The organism is Streptococcus equinus (assembly GCF_900104225.1).
In the GTDB taxonomy this organism is placed as follows: domain Bacteria; phylum Bacillota; class Bacilli; order Lactobacillales; family Streptococcaceae; genus Streptococcus; species Streptococcus equinus_D.
The window spans coordinates 1-21,102 of sequence record NZ_FNJK01000001.1; the positions used below are offsets into that span (position 1 = coordinate 1).

A 21,102-nucleotide genomic window follows, 5' to 3' on the forward strand; every position below is an offset into this window, starting at 1 on the left:
TTCTGATATAAAATTACTAAATCCTAGTCCAAAGATGAAAAATACTTCACCGTTTTTGAACTTGGTATTGCTTCTGTTCGTCGAATTTTTGAAATCCAAGCTGATGATTTAAAAGAATATTTAAACGGACAACGTTCAGCTGATGATATTCTTTTTAAAGCACAAAACGATGCTTGGCCACCAAAAATTTCGCAGTTAGAAGCTGACCGCATGTTTTTAAAAGAAAATCCTGAACTGCTACTAAATGATGAGGAAAATCAAAAACTTTTTTCAAGAAAAAAACTAAAAGAAATATTGCCAAAAGGAGCACAAATTTTAGCAAGCAATGATGACTAACATTTCTACAAAAATAGAATTCTTAAAATATGGGAAATATAAAAATTATAGATAACAAATTAATGATGAATTCTAAAGAATGTATTTTTAAAAATACTATCTCTAAATTTTTTGAAATAAGCGATGAAGTTTGTATCTAAAAAAAGGCTTACAATAAAAAAAGCACGAAAAAAGCTGTAAAAACGTGACATTTTCGCGTTAAATACGTTGACTTTGCATGTTAAAGTGTTATAATAATTTACAAGAATTCGTTAGTTTAAATCAAACCTGTTATGATTTAAGTTAATGAATCGCCGCCAACCACGCTGTTTGCTGAGCTTGACTCCGGGCAGTGTGGTTTATTTTTATGTCAAAAAACTGAGAGGAATCGTTATGAATATCGAAGAACTTGATTACCAAGAAGAAGCTACTAAGGCTGTCAATCATGTCGTTCTTTTTCAACCACAAATTCCACAAAATACAGGAAATATTGCCAGAACTTGTGCTGCGACTAATACCCCATTACACATTATCCGTCCGATGGGATTTCCAATTGATGACCGTAAGATGAAACGTGCCGGCCTTGATTACTGGGATAAACTTGATGTGACTTTTTATGATAGCTTAGATGAATTTATGGAAAAATGTGATGGACAAGTTCATTTGATTAGTAAATTCGCTGAAAAAGTTTATTCAGACGAGCAATACAATGATGGCAAACATCACTATTTCCTTTTCGGTCGTGAAGATAAAGGGTTACCAGAAGAATTTATGCGAGCAAATCCTGAAAAAGCGCTCCGCATTCCAATGAATGATGAACACGTTCGCAGCTTGAATTTGTCAAATACTGTTTGCATGATTGTTTACGAGGCCCTACGTCAGCAAGCATTTCCAAATTTGGAATTAAGTCACACATACGCGCATGATAAATTAAAATAAATGAAAAACAACTAGAAATAGTTGTTTTTTTGCTTTATTATAAGCTTTTTGAGCTGAAATCATTGCAGTGGCGGCGTTTTTTTGATATGCTAAGAGTGTCTTCAGGGCAGGGTGAGATTCCCGACCGGCGGTGTTGCCTCTCGTTGTCTGCCTTTTGCTTTAATTCGTCCTTGACTTCCTTTTCCTAACATCAGTTATGTCTGTGGGTTGTCGTCTAGACTAAAGCAAAAGGTCAAACAACTTAGTTTGGTAAGAGAACGAGAGCAATTTGAAAGTCCGCGAGCTGCACTTGCAGTTGATCTGGTGAGATTCCAGAACCGACAGTAAAGTCTGGATGGGAGAAGACCAAGAGTTTAGCTCGTTTTTATGTAGAGCTCTATACTCGAACGCCTTCTTTCAATTTGAGAAAATTGGAGGAACTTTTTTATGCCTGAAACTATGACTAATACGCGTAAGTTGGCGCATATTGCTATTTTATCGACGCTTTCGTTCTTGTTGATGTATTTGCAATTCCCATTGATTCCATCAGCTAGCTTCTTGCAATTTGATTTTTCTATTTTGCCAGTTTTAATTGGTCTTGTGATGATTGATTTGCAAAGCGCACTTGGAATTTTGATTTTGCGAACACTTTTGAAGTTGATGCTAAACAACGGCGGCATTGCAACTCTGATTGGTATGCCAATGAATGTGGTTGCTTTAGGTGTTTTCTTGTTAGCTATGGCTTTCATCTGGAATCGCAAACCAAGTTTAAAAAACTACGTTTTGGCTTCAGTTGTGGGAACGCTCGGCTTGACCGTGGCAATGTTGGTCTTAAATTATATCTATGCGGTACCACTTTACGCACAATTTGCTAATTTTGACATTTCAGCTATCCTAGGTTTGGGAAATTACCTCTTTGCGATGGTTGTCCCATTCAACTTAATTGAAGGGCTTATTTTTTCAGTAGCCTTCTTTATCCTATGGAGCTTTTTAAAACCAATGGTTAAATAATAAATATCCAAAAGGCTAGAAACGACTTGTTTCTAGCCTTTTTAGCTATCTAGAAATGTACTGCCACAATTTTGCCACAGATTTTAAAGGATATGACTGGGATAAAAAAATTAACTAGGTTATAATAGTACTACAGCACTAAATTGTTGTGAAAGGTATTAGAATGAAACACAAACAAACTTACTTTTCAATTGCCTCATCATTTCTTGTTCTTTTTATGATATTAGGCTATATTGTTAAGTTTTATCCTGAGGTACTAGTAAGTATCGATTCAAGTATTCAAACAAGTGTGCGTGGGGATTTGCCAAATCACTTGAGTACATTTTTCAAAGCAGTGACGAATTTTGGTCATGAAGCTTTGGTTTTTATTTATACATTTGCTATCTCAGCAGTCTTTTATTTCAAAAAGAATTGGAAAACAGAAGCTCTCTTTTTATCAGGTAATTTGGTCTTGATGGGAGTTATGTCAACAATTTTCAAATATCTCTATAATCGTCCGAGACCAAGTCTTGAGTATTTGGTTAAGAAACCACTAGGCCCATCTTTCCCAAGTTGGCATGCAGCGTCAACGATGATTGTAGCCATTAGTTTGATGATTATTATTGAACAACATTTGACGAAAACCTTGGCAAAACGCTGTTTACAAATTTTGGTTTTAGTAATTGCTTTGACAACAGCTATTTCACGTATTTATCTAGGCGTTCATTATCCATCAGATATCTTAGGTGGTTGGTTATTAGCTATTGCTATTTCAGCAGCTGTCTATCCAATTTATGATCAAAAACGATTTGAATGGCGTTTCCAAGATAAACAAGATTAAATTAATAGCTAAGGGCGACCACTTGGTCGTCTTTTTAAGGTGACTAGAGTTTGTCTGATAAGTAGAAAGTGTTATAATAAAAGCTATGAAAAAACGTTACAATACTCTAAATGATTATTATCGCGAGATTTTTGGAGAAAAAATATTTAAAGTTCCTATTGATGCAGGATTTGACTGCCCAAACCGTGATGGAACAGTAGCACATGGCGGCTGTACCTTCTGTACGGTATCAGGTTCTGGTGATGCGATTGTAGCTCCAGATGCCCCAATCCGTGATCAATTTTATAAAGAAATAGATTTCATGCACCGCAAGTGGCCGGATGTTAAAAAATACTTAGTTTATTTTCAAAACTTCACTAACACCCATGATACAGTAGAAGTGATTCGTGAGCGTTACGAGCAAGCAATTAATGAACCAGGTGTTGTTGGGATTAATATTGGAACACGTCCTGATTGTTTACCTGATGAGACAGTTGCTTATATCGCTGAGTTGTCTGAGCGTATGCATGTGACTGTCGAACTTGGTTTGCAGACGACTTATGATGAAACTTCTAAGATTATCAATCGCGCACACACCTATGACTTGTTTGTCAAAACTGTAAAGCGTCTGCGTGAACTGGCACCAAAAGTGGAAATTGTTTCTCACTTGATTAATGGTTTGCCTGGTGAGACGCATGAGATGATGCTTGAAAATGTTAGACGTTGTGTGACAGATAATGAGATTGATGGGATTAAACTGCATTTGCTTCACTTGATGACAAGTACCAAAATGCAACGTGATTACCATGAAGGACGCTTAAAACTCCTTAGCATGGATGAATATGTCAATATTATTTGTGATCAATTGGAAATCATTCCTAAAAATATCATCATTCATCGTATTACAGGTGATGCTCCGCGCGATATGCTTATCGGTCCAATGTGGAGTCTTAAAAAATGGGAAGTTTTGAACGCTATTGATAAAGAAATGGAACGCCGCGGTTCTTATCAAGGCTGTAAATTAGAAGAGGAGTCTAAATCATGATTAAACGTCCTTTGCATTTGTCACATGATTTTTTGGCTGAAGTGTTGGATAGTAACGCGGTAGCCGTTGATGCGACAATGGGAAATGGGAATGACACAGCTTTTCTGGCGCAAAAGGCTAAAAAAGTTTATGCCTTTGATGTGCAAGAACAAGCTTTAAAAAGCACACAAGAACGTTTAGAAAAACAAGCTATTTCAAATGCTCAATTAATTCTTGATGGTCATCAAAATCTTGACCAATACGTTAATGAGCCAATTCGCGCAGCTATTTTCAATCTTGGCTATCTGCCAAGTGCGGATAAGACTGTCATTACAAAACCTGACACAACGCTTGTGGCGATTGAAAAAATTCTAGAACGTCTTGAAATTGGTGGACGTTTAGCCATTATGATTTACTATGGTCATGAAGGTGGCGACATGGAAAAAGATGCAGTGCTTGATTTTGTGTCAGCACTTGATCAAAAAGAATTTGCAACAATGCTATATAAACCTTTGAACCAAATTCACCAACCACCATTTTTGGTTATGATTGAAAAATTACGTTAATAAGTAAAACCTCTATGATTAAGGTCATAGAGGTTTTTCGTTATTTAAATTCAGGTTTGATGTAAATACGTTCATCACCAAGAGGGACAATTGATACGGTTTGATCATAAAAATCAGATAAGATATCTTCTGTTAGGACTTGGTCTTTTGGACCTTGGGCAATGATATTCCCTTTTTTGAGAAGTAGAACGTGGGTAAATGAGCGAGTAATTTCTTCTGCGTGGTGTGTGACGTAGAGAATTGTTGGAGCTTTTGGAAGATTGGTGATTTGTTCAATTTGTCGAAGCAATTTTTCACGTGCAAAAAGGTCAAGTCCACTAGTTGCTTCATCAAGAATTAAAATTTCAGGTTCTTCCATCAAACTACGTGCAATAAGAAGTAGTTGTTTTTCACCTTGTGAAAGGCTAGCGTAGATACGGCCAAGAAGGTGTTCACCACCAATTGAAATCAACATTTGCTTAGCTTCATTGAGTTCTTTTTCGCCATATTGAGTGTAGAGAATGCTTGACTTGTATTTCCCAGTTAGGACGATTTTTTCAGCAAGCATGTGTGGAGATAGTCGCTCAGCGATGAATGAGCCGACGATACCAATTTTTGTACGCATGTTGCTAATATCTGTTCCTCCAAATTTATTTCCCAGAACTTCAACACTACCGTCGCTTGTCCAGTATTCTGCAGTGATGAGTTTGAGAAGAGATGTTTTACCTGAACCATTGAGACCTAAGATTGCCCAGTGTTCTCCTTTATTAACTTCCCAAGTTAGGTTATTTAAAAGAGTTTTGTTCTGTCGTTTAAGGGTGACGTTTTTTAAAACAATTTGAGTCATGAGGAACCTCCGTAATCTGTTTGATAGTTATTATAACATTTTTCAGAAAATTTAGATATTTATTTCTGAAATAGTTTGAGAATATAAACTAAAAGTTAGTAAAACTTTACTAAAACTCATTGACTTTATCCAGGAAAGCGTTTACTATATTCTTGTAATCAAAAAACAAAGTTGTTAGAAGAAGGAGATTTTTATGAATCAAGCGACTCATTCAAGTAAAGATTTGAAAAAATCTGCAGCTACCTCACGCATTTCATATGCTTTTGGTGCATTTGGTCATGATATTTTTTACGCGACCCTATCAACATACTTTATCACCTTTATTACCTCACACTTATTTAATACGGGTGATGCGGCGCAAAATAATCGCATGGTTTTATATATTACTCAGATTATTGCTGGTTTGCGTATTGTTGAATTGATTATTGATCCTTTTATTGGAAACATGATTGACAATACTAAGACACGCTGGGGTAAATTCAAGCCTTGGGTAGTAGCTGGTGGAACAATTAGTTCAATTGCTTTATTGATTTTATTTACAGATATGGGAGGGCTCAATAAGACTAATCCAGTGCTTTACTTGATTATCTTTGCCTTTATCTATATCACGATGGATATTTTTTATTCTTTTAAAGATATTGGCTTTTGGTCAATGGTTCCAGCTCTGTCATTTAGCTCAGAAGAACGTGAAAAAACAGCAACCTTTGCTCGTATCGGTTCAACAATCGGTGCAAATATTGTTGGTGTTGTCATTATGCCAATCGTTCTCTTCTTCTCACTAAATCGTAACGGTGGTGCTGGTGATAATCGTGGTTGGTTCTGGTTTGCCTTTATCGTTGCTTTACTAGGTGTTTTGACTGTATTGGCTGTTGCTTTCGGAACAGATGAAATTGAATCAGACCTTCGTAAAAATACTGAAAAAACAGGCTTTAAAGATGTTCTTAAAGTTTTGACTAAGAACGACCAATTGATGGCTATTGCTTTATCATATGTTTTGTATACAACTGGTATTAGTATTTTAAATGCTTCTGAATTGTATTACTTTACTTACATTTTAGGGCACGCTGCTCAATTTTCTATTTTGGGAACTATTAACACTATTGTTGGTTTGCTTTCAGTGTCGCTTTTCCCACAGTTGGCTGGAAAATTGAATCGACGTAATCTTTTCTTTGCATGTATTGCGGTCATGCTTTGTGGTATTGGATTATTCTCTGTAGCTGGAACTTCACTTGCTTTGGTTTTAATTGCTGCTGAGTTGTTCTTTATTCCACAACCACTTGTTTTCCTTGTTGTCTTGATGATTATCACAGACTGTGTTGAATATGGTCAATGGAAACTTGGCCATCGTGATGAAGCTTTGACTTTGTCAGTTCGTCCTTTGTTGGATAAATTTGGTGGTGCGATTTCAAACCTTGTTATCGGTGCAGCAGCAGTTGCAGCTGGTATGACAACAGGTGCTACAGCTGATTCTATTACAAAAGCGGGAGCTATTTCTTTCAAACTTCATGTTTTTGCTTTGCCATTTGTTTTGATTGTTCTAAGTAGTCTTGTTTTCTTCTTCCGTGTCAAATTAACCGAAGAAAAACACGCTGAAATTGTTGAAGAACTTGAACGTACTTGGGGTCATGAATTCATCGATGATAAAGTTGAAACTGATGGTGGTCTTAGCATCTCTGCTCCAATTTTTGGTGAACTTCTTGCTTTGTCACAAGTAGCTGATCCAATCTTTGCCAGTGAAGGTCTCGGTAAAGGTTTTGCTATTAAGCCTAGCGACGGTTGTATTTATGCTCCATTTGATGCTATGGTTCGTCAAGTCTTTACGACTCGCCATGCTGTTGGTCTTGTCTCAGAAAATGGTATCGTCTTATTGATTCACATCGGTATTGGAACGGTTAAACTAAAAGGAACTGGTTTTGTTTCTTACGTTGTTGAAGGTGAACATGTTAAAAAAGGAGATAAATTAATCGAATTCTGGGATCCAGTAATTCAAAAAGCAGGCCTAGATGATACCGTTATCGTCACAGTAACCAATTCACATGTCTTTAATGACTTTGTGATCAAACCAACACCTGGTACAAACTTACAAGCTGGTGATACAGTTCTTACTTTGAAGTAAAAGGAAAAAGGAGCTCAGTTCAAAGAACTGGGCTTTTTTATTTAATAGAAGAAAGTAATAGTATTTGTTTGATACTTTACATAGAAAATATGCTATAATGTAGTCACTGTATAAGAATAGATGTAGGCTAGAATGCCTACCGATATAGAAGAGGAGTAAGATTTATATGGAAGACCCGAGTCAGAATTTAGTTTTTCAATTTGTTTTATTATTAATTTTGACTTTGTTTAATGCCTTTTTCTCAGCATCTGAGATGGCACTTGTTTCTTTAAATCGTTCACGTGTTGAACAAAAAGCAGAAGAAGGAGATAAAAAATATATCCGTCTTTTGTCTGTTCTAGAAAAACCAAATAACTTTTTATCAACCATTCAGGTTGGTATTACCTTTATTGGTCTTTTGCAAGGGGCTAGTTTGTCTGCTTCACTTGGTAGTGTGATTGCCTCTTGGTTTGGTGGTTTTGTGTGGGCAAAAACGGCTGGTAGTGTGATTTCTCTTGTCTTTTTGACTTACATCTCAATTGTTCTTGGAGAACTTTATCCAAAACGTATCGCAATGAACCTTAAGGAAAATTTAGCGGTTGTTTCAGCTCCAGTGATTATCCTTATTGGTAAAATTGTTAGCCCTTTTGTGTGGTTGTTGTCAGCTTCAACCAACCTTTTGTCACGTATCACACCAATGCAGTTTGATGATGCTGATGAAAAAATGACTCGTGATGAGATTGAATACATGTTGTCAAATAGTGAGGAAACATTGGATGCAGAAGAAATTGAAATGCTTCAGGGGGTCTTCTCACTTGACGAATTGATGGCGCGTGAAGTCATGGTACCAAGAACGGATGCTTTCATGATTGATATTAATGATGATACTCAAGAAAATATCCAAGAAATTTTGAAAAAACACTTCTCACGTATCCCGGTCTATGATGATGACAAGGATAAGATTATTGGTGTTCTTCATACGAAACGTCTGCTTGATGCTGGTTTCCGTGATGGATTTGACAATATTGTTTTACGTAAAATTTTGCAAGAACCTTTGTTTGTCCCAGAAACTATTTTCGTTGATGATTTGTTACGTCAATTACGAAACACTCAAAATCAAATGGCGATCTTGCTTGATGAATACGGTGGAGTTGCAGGGATTGTTACACTTGAGGACCTTCTTGAAGAAATTGTTGGTGAAATTGATGATGAAACCGATAAATCAGAACAATTTGTCCGTGAAATTGGAGAGCATACTTACATTGTTTCAGGAACAATGACTTTGAATGATTTCAATGATTACTTTGATCTTGATTTAGATAGTGATGACGTTGATACCATTGCCGGATTCTATTTGACAGGTGTTGGTAACATTCCAAGTCAGGATAGTCGTGAAACGTTTGAAGTTGATTCAAAAGAAAAACATATTGCTTTGACAAATGATAAAGTAAAAGATGGTCGAGTGACAAAATTAAAAGTTGTTTTTTCTGATATAGAACAGAGTATTGAAGAAGACTAAGTTCGACTTAGTCTTTTTTCTTTGGAAAATGGTATAATGAAAATTAGAAAAACGGTTACAAAGGATGATAGAAAATGGCTGAAATAGATTACGGAAAAGTGACAGGAATGGTTCATTCGACAGAAAGTTTTGGTTCTGTAGATGGTCCTGGTATTCGCTTTGTCATTTTTATGCAAGGTTGTAAGATGCGTTGCCAATATTGCCATAACCCAGATACTTGGGCTTTGGAAAGTAATAAATCTCGTGAACGCACTGTTGATGATGTTTTAGCAGAAGCGTTGCGTTATAGACATTTTTGGGGTGAAAATGGTGGGATTACCGTTTCAGGTGGTGAAGCCATGTTGCAAATTGAGTTTGTAACAGCCCTTTTTACCAAGGCTAAAGAATTAGGAATTCATTGCACGCTTGATACGTGTGGTTTTACGTTCCGAGATACGCCTGAATATCACGAAATTGTGGATAAGTTACTAGCTGTGACGGATTTAGTTCTTTTAGATTTAAAAGAAATCAATCCTAAACAACACATTGTTGTAACACGTCAACCCAATACTAATATTCTAGCTTTTGCTCGTTATTTGTCTGATAAGGGTGTTCCAGTCTGGATTCGTCATGTCTTGGTTCCAGGATTGACCGATTTTGATGAAGACTTAATTGAGCTAGGGAAATTTGTTGAGACGTTAAAAAACGTGGATAAATTTGAAATTTTGCCTTATCATACCTTGGGTGAATTCAAGTGGCGTGAATTGGGAATTCCTTATACTCTTGAAGGCGTCAAACCGCCAACGAAAGAACGTGTCCAAAATGCAAAAGACCTTATGCACACTGAGTCTTATACGGAATACATGAAACGTATTAATCACTAGACAGTATGACTATTGACATTAAGATGAATCTTTGATAAGCTCTATCAAAAGGTGGACACTATGAACAGTTACAAAGTTTTAAAATTTGACGATCAGTTCGTTTATTTAACGCAAGATGGCAAAATCAAAAAGTTAGCGCGTGACTTATTTGATTTTGATATCACATTAGGGGATAGAGTTGATTATATCCAAGATGGTGATATTGTTTTGGTGATGCCTAGCCAAGAAGAAATGGATTTGAACAGTGATAAATCTGTTAAATCTGGTCTTTTACAAGGCATTCTTAACCTTTTCTTGGAAACTTTATCCATTCACAATAATGATTTAGGGAATCTTAAAAAGATTTTTTCACAGCTACTAGTGACACTATTTATGGCCTGGAGTTTGCTAGGTGTTGTTGTGATTGAATTGTTACTCTTACTTGAGTCACTAATTACTTTTATTTGGCGCTTGCTTGCTAAAGGCATTAAAAATCTACATATTGTGGATAATAGTCGAAAATTTATGGCTTATCGTAAGAGACAAGAAGCTATCAGAAATCAAGAAAATCGTGAGGAAGAAGAACGTCTTTTGCGCCTTGCTTTAGAACAGGAAAAGTATGGTAAGAAGGATGATATATCTGAAAAAGCTTCAGAAACTAGTGCCACTATTTCAGAAAATACTCATGATGATTCTGCAAAAGAGATAAAAGAAAATGAATAAAAATGAAAGTATTTTTATCATCAACTGCTGAGAGTTGCTGATAAAGGTGCTTTTTTGCAGGAATAATGCGGGAAAAGCGTCTGCTAGTTTTGCTATCTCCCTTAAATTTTGCTAAAATAAGAATAAATAATTATTATGAGGTAAAAAACATGTCTAAAATTTTAGTTTTTGGTCACCAAAATCCAGACTCTGATGCGCTTGGTTCATCAATCGCATATGCATACTTGAAACGTGAACTTGGTGTAGATGCTGAAGCTGTTGCTCTTGGAACTCCAAACGAAGAAACAACTTTTGCATTGAACTACTTTGGTGTAGAAGCACCACGCGTTGTTGAATCAGCAAAAGCTGAAGGTGCTGACCAAGTTATTTTGACAGACCACAATGAATTCCAACAATCAATCTCAGATATCCGCGATGTTGAAGTTGTTGAAGTGATTGACCACCACCGTGTTTCTAACTTTGAAACTGCTAACCCACTTTACATGCGTTTGGAACCAGTTGGTTCAGCTTCATCAATTGTTTACCGTCTATACAAAGAAAACAATGTTGTTATTCCTAAAGAAATGGCTGGATTGCTTTTGTCTGGTTTGATTTCAGATACACTTCTTCTTAAATCACCAACAACTCACGCAACTGACCCAGCTGTTGCTGCTGACTTGGCAGAAATCGCAGGTGTTAACCTTGAGGAATATGGTTTGGCATTGCTTAAAGCTGGTACAAACTTGGCAACAAAATCTGCTGAAGAATTGATCGACATAGATGCTAAATCATTCGAACTTAACGGAAACCAAGTTCGTGTTGCACAAGTTAACACAGTTGACATCAACGAAGTTCTTGAACGTCAATCAGAAATCGAAGCTGCTATGACAGCTGCAATCTCTGCTAACGGTTACTCTGACTTTGTTCTTATGATTACTGATATCCTTAACTCAAACTCAGAAATCTTGGCACTTGGTGCTAACATGGATAAAGTTGAAGCTGCCTTCAACTTCAAACTTGAAAACAACCACGCATTCCTTGCTGGTGCTGTTTCACGTAAAAAACAAGTTGTCCCACAATTGACTGAAAGCTTCAACGCTTAATTAATTGGCAACATAAAATAAAAAAGGCGACATTTGTTAGTCGTCTTTTTTATTCCCCATTTCGGATAAAGGTGAGTGTTTTGTCGTCTGAATGGTCTTTGGCAAATGTGAAACCATCGAAAGTTAATGTTTTGATGGCATCAATCGTTTTAATTTGTTGTTCAGCCATGAGAGAGACCAGACGGCCACGTCCTTTTTTAGAAATAGTTGAGTGGATTTTTAATTTGCCAGATCGATTTTCCATAAAGACAATTTTAATCATGCGTTTACGAATACTTGGTGAAAAGACTTGTTCGAATTCTGATGATAGGAGTGAAATGATAAGGTCATCTTCTTGAACTTGTTCATCATATGATTTTCGCCAGAATTGTTTCAATGAGGTACCATTGATTTTGAGATTGCCTTGAAAATCTAGCCGATGTGGGGCAATTAAGTCTGTTGGTCTGACAAGGCCATAAAATGCTGTTGCGATACGAAGGTGCTCATCTAGGTAGTTTTGTTCAGCTTGACTGACTTGATGACGTTTTAAGTAACGGTACATGAGACCATCATATAGCATCCAAGCGGGATAATATTTGGCATCTTCATTAGCAATTCGTTGCCAGCGTAGCCATTCTTGATCAGCTTTATTAGCATTGATTTTGTAAAAGTTAACTAGATTTTCTACGGAAAAATCTATTATTGTTTTGAGAATTTCTTTACTTTTCTTTTCTAAGGATTGATTCGAAAAGGCATCTTGGTTAGTGTTTAGTTCTTTGGCGTTAGGGATAAGTATTTTCATACTGGCATTATAGCACAGACCTAAAAAATTCTTCAAAGATAAAAGCTTGTTAGAGGCGAGATTTACTTCGTTATAGCAGGACATCATCTTTTTTGTTACAATGAACATATGAAATTACAAGAATTGCAAGCTGGTGATTTACTCTTTATGCGTGGAAACCAAGAGATGTCGCAAGCTATTCAGGAAGCAACAGGACAATATTGTCACGTTGGTATTTATTTTAATCAGATGATTTATCATGCGACAAAGGTTAAGGGTGTAGCAAAAGAAAGCCTTAAAGAGGTTTTGAAGACACATGAGCAGGTTATTTCGGTTTATCGTTACTCTGACATTAATTCTGACCAAGTTTTGTCTGCTGCGGAGGCTTTACTTGGTAAGCCCTATAATGATAGTTTTTATCCGGATAATGGTTGCTATTATTGTTCACAGTATATCGCAGAAATTTTACCGATTTTTGAAACCATTCCAATGCAATTTGGGGATGATAAGCATACGATTTCTGATTTTTGGCAGTCTTACTATGAGCAGCTTGGTCTTGCTGTACCGTTAAATCAAGCAGGGACGAATCCAAGTCAGCTATCACAATCAGAGTATTTACAGTATTTAGGAGAATTATATGATTAAGATTTTTAATCCAGATAAATTAACACGTCAAACTTTTTTTAAGGATTTGGCTAATTTTCTTTACCAGACAGATGATGTGACCTTACGTCAAATCAAAGCCAATTTTCAAGATATGTCAAAGATTGATCGCTTGATTGAAGAATATGTTCAAGCGGGTTATATTATTCGTGACAATAAACGCTATACGATTGGTTTTGACTTGCTCAATTCTCTAGAAAATATTGATTTAGACAGTCAGATTTTTGTGGATGATCAAAGTCCAATCTATGATGATTTGATGGCATTATCTTTTGAGACACGTCTGACAAATCAAACTAACGATTTGGTACTTGTTGAAAAAACAAGTATTGCTAGAAGCGAATTAACGCTTGCAAATTATTTTTTCAAATTAGCTGATAATTTACCAATGTCTGAAGCGCAAGAGCCTTTATTTGACTTACTTGGAGATGTTAATCCACAGTACGCCTTGAAATACATGACAACTTTTCTTTTGAAATTTGCTAGAAAAGACGAAGTCGTACAAAAACGACCTGATATTTTTGTGGAAGCTTTGGAAAAATTGGATTATATCCGAAAAAATGATCAAGGCAAATACCAATTAAATATGAGCTTTGATAAAGAAACTCTAGTTTTTACAAGTAAAGATTAAAAAAACTGTCCAGTGGACAGTTTATGCCGTTTTTATCATGAGATAAAGGAAATAAGGTGCACCAATTATTGAGATGATGATTCCCGTTGGAATACCTGTTCCAACAAGTAAGCTACGCCCAATAGTATCTGCGATGAGAAGTAGTATCATTCCAATGAGCATACTAGCTGGTAAGATGAGGCGGTGATCGTTGCCAAGTAAGCGGTGTGTGATATGGCCAGCTAGTAGTCCGACAAAAGTAATATTACCAACTAAAACCACACTAAGTGCGGCTAAAGTTGTTGATAAGATGAGTGTCCAAAGGCGCTCATTTTTTATATTAAGTCCAAGTGCAATGCTTGTTTCTTCACTGAACATCATCATGTTAAGACGATAACTGCGCCAGTAAATAATTCCCCAAGTGATGACTAATAAAGGTGTAAAAATCACCAAGGTTTGCCAGTTGCCACCAGTTACCTTACCACTTAACCATGAGACAATATAGTCAGTTTTACCAATGTCAAGATTAGCAATAATGGAGACCATGATACCTGAGAGTAAGCTTGATATTCCCACTCCTGAGATGATTAATCGTGTTGGACGAATCGGTTGATGCCTTTGATAAGAAACGGCGTATACTGTGCAGATGGTTAACAGAGCACCAAGTATAGCTAAGAAAGGCATTAGTGCAAGGCTAGCTGGATTTGTGATATCTAAGACACCTACCATTATCGCAATGACCAATCCAGCCCCAGCATTAATACCTAAAATCCCAGAGTCGGCCAGTGGATTTTTAGTAAGTGTTTGTAGCAAGACGCCTGCCATGGCAAGTGAGCCACCACCAATCATGCAGGCTAAAATTCGAGGAAGTCTGATTTTCCAAATAATTAATGTCATGGTGGCATCTGATTTTCCTAAAAAGACCTCGATGACTTTAAGAAAAGATGTATTAGCATAGCCTATTGACAAGGAACAGAGAAAAACGAGCAGCAAAATAAGGAGAAGAAAAGCGAATTGGCTAATCCATTTTGCTTGAAATTTCATAGATGTTCCCCCTTTCGGACTAACCAAAGAAAGCAAGGTAGCCCAACGATACTGATAATAGCACTAAGAGGAGTTTCAGCTGGTGGGTTGATGGTACGGCATACTAAATCCACCCAAAGCATAAAAGTGCTACCAGCAAATGCAGTCAATGGAAGAATTATGCGATAATCTCTCGCCACAAACATTTTGATAAAATGAGGAATGATAAGCCCGACAAAAGCAAGACTTCCAACAAGAGCGACGGCAGCAGCAGATAAAATCAGGACAATGCTGAGAAGACTAATAGTGACAGTAAGTGTTCTCTGTCCTAACGATTTAGCGACTGTTTCATTGAGACCTAAAATGGTCAACTGGTGAGCCAATAGCTGTGCTAGTAGCAAACCAATAATAATGAAAGGTGCAATAATTGCAAGCATTCTCCAATTAGTCTGCGCTAGTCCACCTGCTTGCCAACCAATCACTGCTTTTGATAAATCAAAATATAGTGTTAAGGCTTGTCCAAGAGATGAAAAAAGAGTTGAAATCATGGCCCCTGCTAAAATAAGTCGAACTTGCTGATATCCCTTTTGGGGATGATAGGCAATGCCGAAAATCAGACAAGCAGCAATACCTGCTCCAAGCAGACAAAGTAAGAGTGTTAGACTGTAGTGCATGCTACCGAAAATAGCATAACCAGCAATCAAGGCTAATCCAGCTCCAGCATTAATACCGAGGAGTCCCGGATCAGCAATAGGATTTCGAGTAACTCCTTGGATAATACTACCTGCTTGTGCCATAGCTGCTCCAACTAAAATAGCAGCGATTGATCTTGGCAAACGTAAATCAAAAATGACATCTTGCAAACTAGAATCAGTTAGCGGTGTTTTCAAAACACTCAAGACTTGCTGATTTGAATAAGAAACAGCACCAAAACGTAGACTTAAGTACCAGCCTAGAAGAAAAAAGATACTGATGCTGAAAAAAACAAGCCAAGTTCGACTTGGCTTATTTTTCTGAATAAGAAGGTACGGTTGTTTCATTGTATTTCCTTTTTCAGAGAAATGGGTGAATTTTATTAGCTGTTAGCTTTTTTGACAGCTGATACAAAAGCTTCCAATTGTTTGTCGAGTGACATTGGGTCAGAGAAGTAGAAGAGATTTTCGTCAACTTCAAGAGCTTTTTGATTTTTAACAGCTGGGATATTTTTCCAAACATCACTTTCTTTTAGTGAAGCAGCGGCTTTTTTGGTATCTTTGCTAACATTGAAAACAAGATAGTCACCAGTATAATTGGCAAGAACTTCTTGTGAAATACCAAACCAACCAGCCGTGAAGACATCGTTTTTTACTTTTTCTGGGGCTGTATAACCTAGTGAGTCATAAATTAATTCTCCACCACGTCCCCAGTTATTACCGTAGAGGTAGATATTTTTATCATAGAAATCCATAACAGTAAAGCTTGTTGATGGATCAAGGTATTGTGATAGCTCTTCTTTAGCTTTGGCTGTTTTAGTTTTCCAGTTATCAAGCCATTTTTTAGCTTTGTCTTCTTTACCAAAGACTTTTCCTAGGTTTGTCATCATTTCTAAGTAATCACTTTTACAATATTCAATAACCAAAACAGGAGCAATCTCTTTTAGTTCTTTGAGGTGCTCATCAGTTGAAAAAGCAATGATGAGGTCTGGTTCCTGAGCAGCAATAGCTTCAGTGTCATCTGAAGTTAGCTGAACTGCGTCTTTCAATTGATCACCAAAAGCAGGGCTATTTTTTTCTAAATCTAGTGAATAACTAGACACATTAACTCCTAATTCAAGAAGATAGCCAGTATAAGAGTAAGCAAAGTTGACAACTTTTTTAGGATTTTTAGGAATATCCCCCTGGTAAGAAAATCCTGTTATTTTAGGCATGCTTGATAGTTCTGTACTATCTGAAGTTGATGAGTTATTTTGACAAGCAACCAGCATAAGTGTTGCTAGAAATGTTGTTAAAGCGACAAAAAACTTTTTCATGTCTAAGTTCTCCTGATATTTATGTGAGCTGATAAGTCAGCAAAATAGGACAGTTGTGAATCGGATCTTGAACGATCTGTGCCTCGATGCTAAAAATATCTCTTAAAATATCAGTTGTCATAATCTCTTCAACCTGACCGTGATATTGAATAGCACCGCTTTTCATGGCAATTAAGTTATCTGAAAAACGTGCCGATAAATTCAAATCATGTAAGACCATAATGATAGTTTTACGGGTTTCTTGATTGAGTTTTTTGAGTAATTCTAAGATTTCCAATTGATGATTCATATCTAGGTAAGTTGTAGGTTCATCAAGAAAAATTGTCTCTGTATCTTGGGCTAATGCCATAGCAATCCAAATACGTTGGCGCTGACCTCCTGAGAGAGCATCGACTTTTTCATTGGCAAGGTCAGTGATTTTTGTCATTTCCATTGCCCTGTTGATTTTAACTTTATCATCGTTACTTAACTGTCCGAAATACTTTTGATGAGGAAAACGACCATATGAAACAAGCTCATAAACGGTAATGCCTTCAGTAGCTTCAAGTACTTGTGGGAGCAAAGCTATTTTTTTAGCAATTTCCTTAGTTGGTAAATCAGCAATAGCTTTACCATCAATCAAAATTTGACCTGCTTTTACTGCCTGAATACGTGTTAAGGCTTTTAGTAAGGTTGATTTACCGCAGCCATTAGCTCCAATGATTGTTGTGATTTTGCCGTTAGCAATTTGAGTCGACAAGTCTTGAATCACTGCTTTATCATCATAAGAGATAGAAATGTTTTCAGCACGAATTTCTGACATGACAGACCTCCTTTCTTGTGAAAATGATAGTTGCAACAAGTCTCAAAAATTGAGAATTGTTTTTTCATTGTAACAAGAAAAAAGGCCTCTGAAAAGCCTTTTTTTGAAAAATTTTTATAAAAATTAAACAATATTTTAATTAATTAGAATGATTCGAAATAATAATTGTAACCGTTCTAATTAAGGTATTTTTTAGCGATGTTCAAGTCACCAGCATAGGCTGTGCGTTCACCGTTTACGATTTGGTAAGCGTCAGCACCCTTACCAGCGATAATAACAGCGTCATTTTCATTTGTAGTAGCTGCCATAGCTTTTGCAATAGCTTTTTCGCGGTCTACTTGAATAGCTAGCGGACGAGTAACTTGGCTTGCAATTTCTTCAGCGATTGCTTGTGGATCTTCGTAATTAGGGTCATCAGCAGTTAGGATGACTTGAAGATTTGGGTGAGCGTTAATCACACGAGCAAAGTCAGCGCGGCGACTTTCACCTTTATTACCAGTAGCTCCTAGAATCAAATGTAATGTTCCAGTTTGGTGTTCTTCAACAACTGACAATAGTTTTTCAAGACTATCACCATTGTGCGCGTAATCGACGAAAACTTTAGCACCATTTGCTTGCGTAATAACTTCCATACGACCAGGAACACTTGTTTCAGCGATTCCTTTTTTGATGTCAGAAGGACTTGTTCCTAAGCGAAGACAAGCAAGACCAGCTGCCATGGCATTTTCTTGGTTAAATGAGCCAATAAGTTGGATGTCATAATGACCAGCGAGTTTACCAGTCGCGTCAAAATCAAACGCTCTGCCATTTTCAATAGTGTTATCAGAACCCTTACCATAAAAATCATGAGGAAGATCAGCTACTTGCTCAGCAACTACTTTAAAATGATCCATGCCTGCATTAACAACAACGGCTTTACTGTTAGCCATCAACAAGCGTTTGTGGTAGAAATAATCTTCAAAGGTTGGGTGTTCAATTGGCCCGATGTGGTCTGGACTAATGTTAAGAAAAGCACCGACATCAAAAGTTAGACCATAGACACGGTCAACAAGGTAGGCTTGACTAGAAACTTCCATGATAAGGTGAGTCATACCATTATCAACGGCTGTCGCCATCATTTTGAAGAGATCAAGACTTTCTGGTGTTGTTAGTTTTGATTTGAAGGATGTTTCACCATCGAGGGTTGTATTCATAGTTGAAAACATAGCTGGTTTGTGACTTTGTTTCAAAATGTTGTAAGTAAAGTAAGCCGCAGTTGTTTTCCCTTTAGTTCCAGTAAAGGCAATGATTTTTAGTTTTTCTTCAGGATGACCGTAGAATTCCATCGCAATCAAGCTCATCGCTTTTTTAATATCTGTAACGATAATAGCAGGAATATCTAGTTCATAGTCAACTTGGCTGACGTAGAAAGGTAAGCCTTTTTGGATAGCTTGCTCAAGATATTCTTTTTTAAAGGTCGCACCTTTGGCAAAGAATAGTGTTGAACTGTCCACATCGCGGCTATCAAAACTAATTTTAGAAAAAGTAGGATTTTCTGCCCAATTAAGACTGTAATGATTATGGAAGATCACTTCACGGAAATTATGATCTTTTTTCAAAATGTCGAGGGTTTTTTCAAGTGTAATCATACTCTCTATTTTAGACTTAATGTCCTTGTTTTACAAGTCACAGGCAAAAGTTTATAATAAAAAGTAACGCTTATTTTAAAATTAGGAAGAATACTATGTCTGAAAACAAAACAAATGTGACACAGCAACAGCAGATGGTGCGCGGAGCTGCTTGGTTAACAGCTTCAAACTTCATCAGTCGTCTCTTGGGTGCCTTCTATATTATTCCGTGGTATGCATGGATGGGCACACACAGTGAACAAGCTAATGCTCTTTTTGGAATGGGCTATAACATTTATGCTGTATTCCTATTAATTTCAACGGCTGGGATTCCTGTAGCCATTGCTAAGCAAGTTTCTAAGTATAATACTCTTGGACAAGAAGAAACCAGCTATTACCTTTTACGCAAAATCTTAAAATTAACCTTATTACTTGGCTTAATTTTTGCAGCGATTATGTATCTTGGAGCACCACTTCAAGCCGCTTGGAGTGGCGGTGGCGAAGATTTAGTTCGCGTTATGAAAAGCTTATCTTGGGCGGTATTGATTTTCCCATCGATGAGTGTTCTTCGTGGATTCTTTCAAGGTTTTAACAACTTAAAACCTTATGCCATGAGCCAAATTGCTGAACAAGTGATTCGAGTGATTTGGATGTTGCTCACAGCCTTTATGATTATGAAGATTGGCTCTGGCGACTATGTCTCAGCCGTTGTACAATCGACGTTTGCAGCCTTTATCGGAATGATTGCCAGTGTGATGGTGCTCATTTTCTTCCTTTGGAAAGAAGGAAAACTACAGGCTATTTTATCTAAGGAAAATGAAGAGATTGATATCGATGCTAATGCGATTATCATCGAAACCGTAAAAGAAGCAATTCCATTTATCATCACTGGAGCAGCGATTCAATTGTTCCAACTTGTTGACCAATGGTCTTTCATTAATTCAATGAAACTCTTTACGTCACATAGTCTGAAAGAATTGCAAATTTTGTATGCTTACTTATCAAGTAACCCAAATAAGGTTACGATGATTTTGATTTCTTTGGCAACAGCAATTGGTGGTGCAGGAATTCCGCTTTTGACAGAAAACTTTGTTAACAAAGATAAAAAAGCTGCAGCGCATTTGGTGATTAATAGTTTACAAATGCTGTGCATGGTGCTTTTTCCAGCTATGATGGGAGCTATTATTTTGGCTCAACCTCTCTACACTCTTTTCTATGGTGCACCAAATAACGATGCATTATGGTTGTTTGTTGGCGCTTTGATTCAAGTGATTTTCTTGGCACTTTATAGTTTGTTAGCACCAATGTTACAAGCTCTTTTTGAAAACCGTAAAGCGATTCACTATTTTGCTTATGGTTTAGTTGTGAAAATTGTTTTGCAAGTGCCATTTATCTTTTTATTTAAAGCTTATGGTCCACTTTTATCAACGGCTATTGGTTTGATGATTCCAATTGTTCTGATGTTCAATCAAATTCATCAAGTAACACACTTTAACCGCAAGGCATTATGGCGAGGCATTCTTTTGGTGACTATTTTAACAGCCATCATGGGAGTGGTTGTTGCTTTAGGTACTTTTGGACTTCACTTTATTATCAGTCCAACGACTCGTATTGGTAGTGTGATTTATCTAGTTCTCATGGGAGCGCTTGGTGTTGCTGTTTACGGCTTCTTAGCTTTGGCAACTCATCTCTTAGATAAATTAATTGGAAGTCGAGCAAAAGCATTGCGTCAAAAATTCCATCTAGAGTAAAAAACAGTCCATAGGGCTAAATTTGCTTTTAATTTCTAGACTCGTGAAAGAGGCTGAGACAAAAGTTCTCAGCTTCTTTTTTTATGTAGTTATAATAAGCAAGGCATAGTGTTGACTGATTTCTAATATGCTGATAAATCAGCTTTTAAAACATCACT

At 36.8% G+C, this 21,102-nt stretch carries 21 protein-coding genes and 1 riboswitch; of the genes, 14 read left to right on the top strand and 7 right to left on the bottom strand.

Going from position 1 to position 21,102, the window contains the following annotated elements; genetic code table 11:
* Nucleotides 1–210: 210 nt before the first annotated feature.
* The 6 genes from BLP98_RS09620 to BLP98_RS00025 all read left to right on the top strand — a co-directional run bounded on the left by BLP98_RS09620 (nt 211) and on the right by BLP98_RS00025 (nt 4,633).
* A complete protein-coding gene (locus BLP98_RS09620) occupies nt 211–336 on the top strand; it encodes a hypothetical protein (protein ID WP_267888197.1) in 126 nt (41 codons plus the stop codon).
* A gap of 372 nt (nt 337–708) precedes the next feature.
* On the top strand, nt 709–1,254 hold the full coding sequence (locus BLP98_RS00005) for a tRNA (cytidine(34)-2'-O)-methyltransferase (RefSeq protein WP_074481317.1): 546 nt from the start codon (nt 709–711) through the stop codon (nt 1,252–1,254).
* Between the two features lie 93 nt (nt 1,255–1,347).
* A riboswitch (FMN riboswitch) is annotated at nt 1,348–1,604 on the top strand.
* 76 nt (nt 1,605–1,680) lie between these two features.
* A complete protein-coding gene (locus tag BLP98_RS00010) occupies nt 1,681–2,244 on the top strand; it encodes an ECF transporter S component (RefSeq protein ID WP_074481318.1) in 564 nt (187 codons plus the stop codon).
* Nucleotides 2,245–2,407: 163 nt separating this feature from the next.
* A complete protein-coding gene (locus BLP98_RS00015; RefSeq protein ID WP_074481319.1) occupies nt 2,408–3,064 on the top strand; it encodes a phosphatase PAP2 family protein in 657 nt (218 codons plus the stop codon).
* Between the two features lie 85 nt (nt 3,065–3,149).
* Nucleotides 3,150–4,088 carry a tRNA modification radical SAM protein MnmL/YtqA gene (locus tag BLP98_RS00020; RefSeq protein WP_074481320.1) on the top strand — a complete coding sequence of 313 codons (939 nt, stop codon included), beginning with the start codon at nt 3,150–3,152 and terminating at the stop codon, nt 4,086–4,088.
* Nucleotides 4,085–4,633, top strand: a complete 549-nt coding sequence (locus BLP98_RS00025) for a tRNA 5-(aminomethyl)-2-thiouridylate-methyltransferase MnmM (RefSeq protein WP_074481321.1) — start codon at nt 4,085–4,087, stop codon at nt 4,631–4,633. The genes BLP98_RS00020 and BLP98_RS00025 overlap by 4 nt, the downstream gene beginning before the upstream one ends.
* 40 nt (nt 4,634–4,673) lie before the next feature.
* On the opposite strand, the gene BLP98_RS00030 is transcribed toward BLP98_RS00025, so the two are convergent.
* Complete coding sequence (locus BLP98_RS00030; protein ID WP_074481322.1) at nt 4,674–5,459, bottom strand: ABC transporter ATP-binding protein; 786 nt, start codon at nt 5,457–5,459, stop codon at nt 4,674–4,676.
* A 193-nt stretch (nt 5,460–5,652) separates the two neighbouring features.
* Here BLP98_RS00030 and BLP98_RS00035 point away from each other — a divergent pair, with 193 nt between their 5' ends.
* The 5 genes from BLP98_RS00035 to BLP98_RS00055 all read left to right on the top strand — a co-directional run bounded on the left by BLP98_RS00035 (nt 5,653) and on the right by BLP98_RS00055 (nt 11,720).
* A complete protein-coding gene (locus tag BLP98_RS00035; RefSeq protein ID WP_074481323.1) occupies nt 5,653–7,575 on the top strand; it encodes a sugar MFS transporter in 1,923 nt (640 codons plus the stop codon).
* A gap of 166 nt (nt 7,576–7,741) precedes the next feature.
* A complete protein-coding gene (locus BLP98_RS00040) occupies nt 7,742–9,073 on the top strand; it encodes a hemolysin family protein (RefSeq protein ID WP_074481324.1) in 1,332 nt (443 codons plus the stop codon).
* A gap of 74 nt (nt 9,074–9,147) precedes the next feature.
* On the top strand, nt 9,148–9,936 hold the full coding sequence (pflA, locus tag BLP98_RS00045) for a pyruvate formate-lyase-activating protein (RefSeq protein ID WP_074481325.1): 789 nt from the start codon (nt 9,148–9,150) through the stop codon (nt 9,934–9,936).
* Nucleotides 9,937–9,996: 60 nt separating this feature from the next.
* Nucleotides 9,997–10,638, top strand: a complete 642-nt coding sequence (locus BLP98_RS00050; protein ID WP_074481326.1) for a hypothetical protein — start codon at nt 9,997–9,999, stop codon at nt 10,636–10,638.
* Nucleotides 10,639–10,787: 149 nt separating this feature from the next.
* Nucleotides 10,788–11,720 carry a manganese-dependent inorganic pyrophosphatase gene (locus BLP98_RS00055; RefSeq protein ID WP_074481327.1) on the top strand — a complete coding sequence of 311 codons (933 nt, stop codon included), beginning with the start codon at nt 10,788–10,790 and terminating at the stop codon, nt 11,718–11,720.
* A 49-nt stretch (nt 11,721–11,769) separates the two neighbouring features.
* Here the strand turns inward: BLP98_RS00055 and yaaA are convergent, their stop codons facing one another.
* A complete protein-coding gene (gene yaaA, locus BLP98_RS00060; RefSeq protein WP_074481328.1) occupies nt 11,770–12,501 on the bottom strand; it encodes a peroxide stress protein YaaA in 732 nt (243 codons plus the stop codon).
* A 108-nt stretch (nt 12,502–12,609) separates the two neighbouring features.
* Here yaaA and BLP98_RS00065 point away from each other — a divergent pair, with 108 nt between their 5' ends.
* The gene (locus tag BLP98_RS00065; RefSeq protein WP_074481329.1) at nt 12,610–13,125 is read left to right on the top strand and encodes a YiiX/YebB-like N1pC/P60 family cysteine hydrolase; all 516 of its coding nucleotides are present in this window, start codon (nt 12,610–12,612) and stop codon (nt 13,123–13,125) included.
* Nucleotides 13,118–13,774, top strand: coding sequence for a DUF1803 domain-containing protein (locus tag BLP98_RS00070; RefSeq protein WP_074481330.1), 657 nt, complete (start codon nt 13,118–13,120; stop codon nt 13,772–13,774). Before BLP98_RS00065 ends, BLP98_RS00070 begins: the two co-directional genes overlap by 8 nt.
* Nucleotides 13,775–13,795: 21 nt before the next feature.
* Here the strand turns inward: BLP98_RS00070 and BLP98_RS00075 are convergent, their stop codons facing one another.
* The 5 genes from BLP98_RS00075 to BLP98_RS00095 all read right to left on the bottom strand — a co-directional run bounded on the left by BLP98_RS00075 (nt 13,796) and on the right by BLP98_RS00095 (nt 19,214).
* Nucleotides 13,796–14,797: a FecCD family ABC transporter permease gene (locus BLP98_RS00075; protein WP_074481331.1), complete on the bottom strand. Its 1,002-nt coding sequence runs from the start codon at nt 14,795–14,797 to the stop codon at nt 13,796–13,798.
* Nucleotides 14,794–15,816: a FecCD family ABC transporter permease gene (locus BLP98_RS00080; protein ID WP_074481332.1), complete on the bottom strand. Its 1,023-nt coding sequence runs from the start codon at nt 15,814–15,816 to the stop codon at nt 14,794–14,796. Before BLP98_RS00080 ends, BLP98_RS00075 begins: the two co-directional genes overlap by 4 nt.
* Before the next feature lie 35 nt (nt 15,817–15,851).
* Nucleotides 15,852–16,784, bottom strand: coding sequence for an ABC transporter substrate-binding protein (locus BLP98_RS00085; protein WP_074481333.1), 933 nt, complete (start codon nt 16,782–16,784; stop codon nt 15,852–15,854).
* 19 nt (nt 16,785–16,803) lie between these two features.
* Nucleotides 16,804–17,586: an ABC transporter ATP-binding protein gene (locus tag BLP98_RS00090; RefSeq protein ID WP_074481334.1), complete on the bottom strand. Its 783-nt coding sequence runs from the start codon at nt 17,584–17,586 to the stop codon at nt 16,804–16,806.
* Between the two features lie 176 nt (nt 17,587–17,762).
* The gene (locus BLP98_RS00095; protein WP_074481335.1) at nt 17,763–19,214 is read right to left on the bottom strand and encodes a UDP-N-acetylmuramoyl-L-alanyl-D-glutamate--L-lysine ligase; all 1,452 of its coding nucleotides are present in this window, start codon (nt 19,212–19,214) and stop codon (nt 17,763–17,765) included.
* A 95-nt stretch (nt 19,215–19,309) separates the two neighbouring features.
* Here BLP98_RS00095 and BLP98_RS00100 point away from each other — a divergent pair, with 95 nt between their 5' ends.
* Complete coding sequence (locus tag BLP98_RS00100) at nt 19,310–20,944, top strand: putative polysaccharide biosynthesis protein (RefSeq protein ID WP_074481336.1); 1,635 nt, start codon at nt 19,310–19,312, stop codon at nt 20,942–20,944.
* The last annotated feature ends 158 nt before the right edge of the window (nt 20,945–21,102 follow it).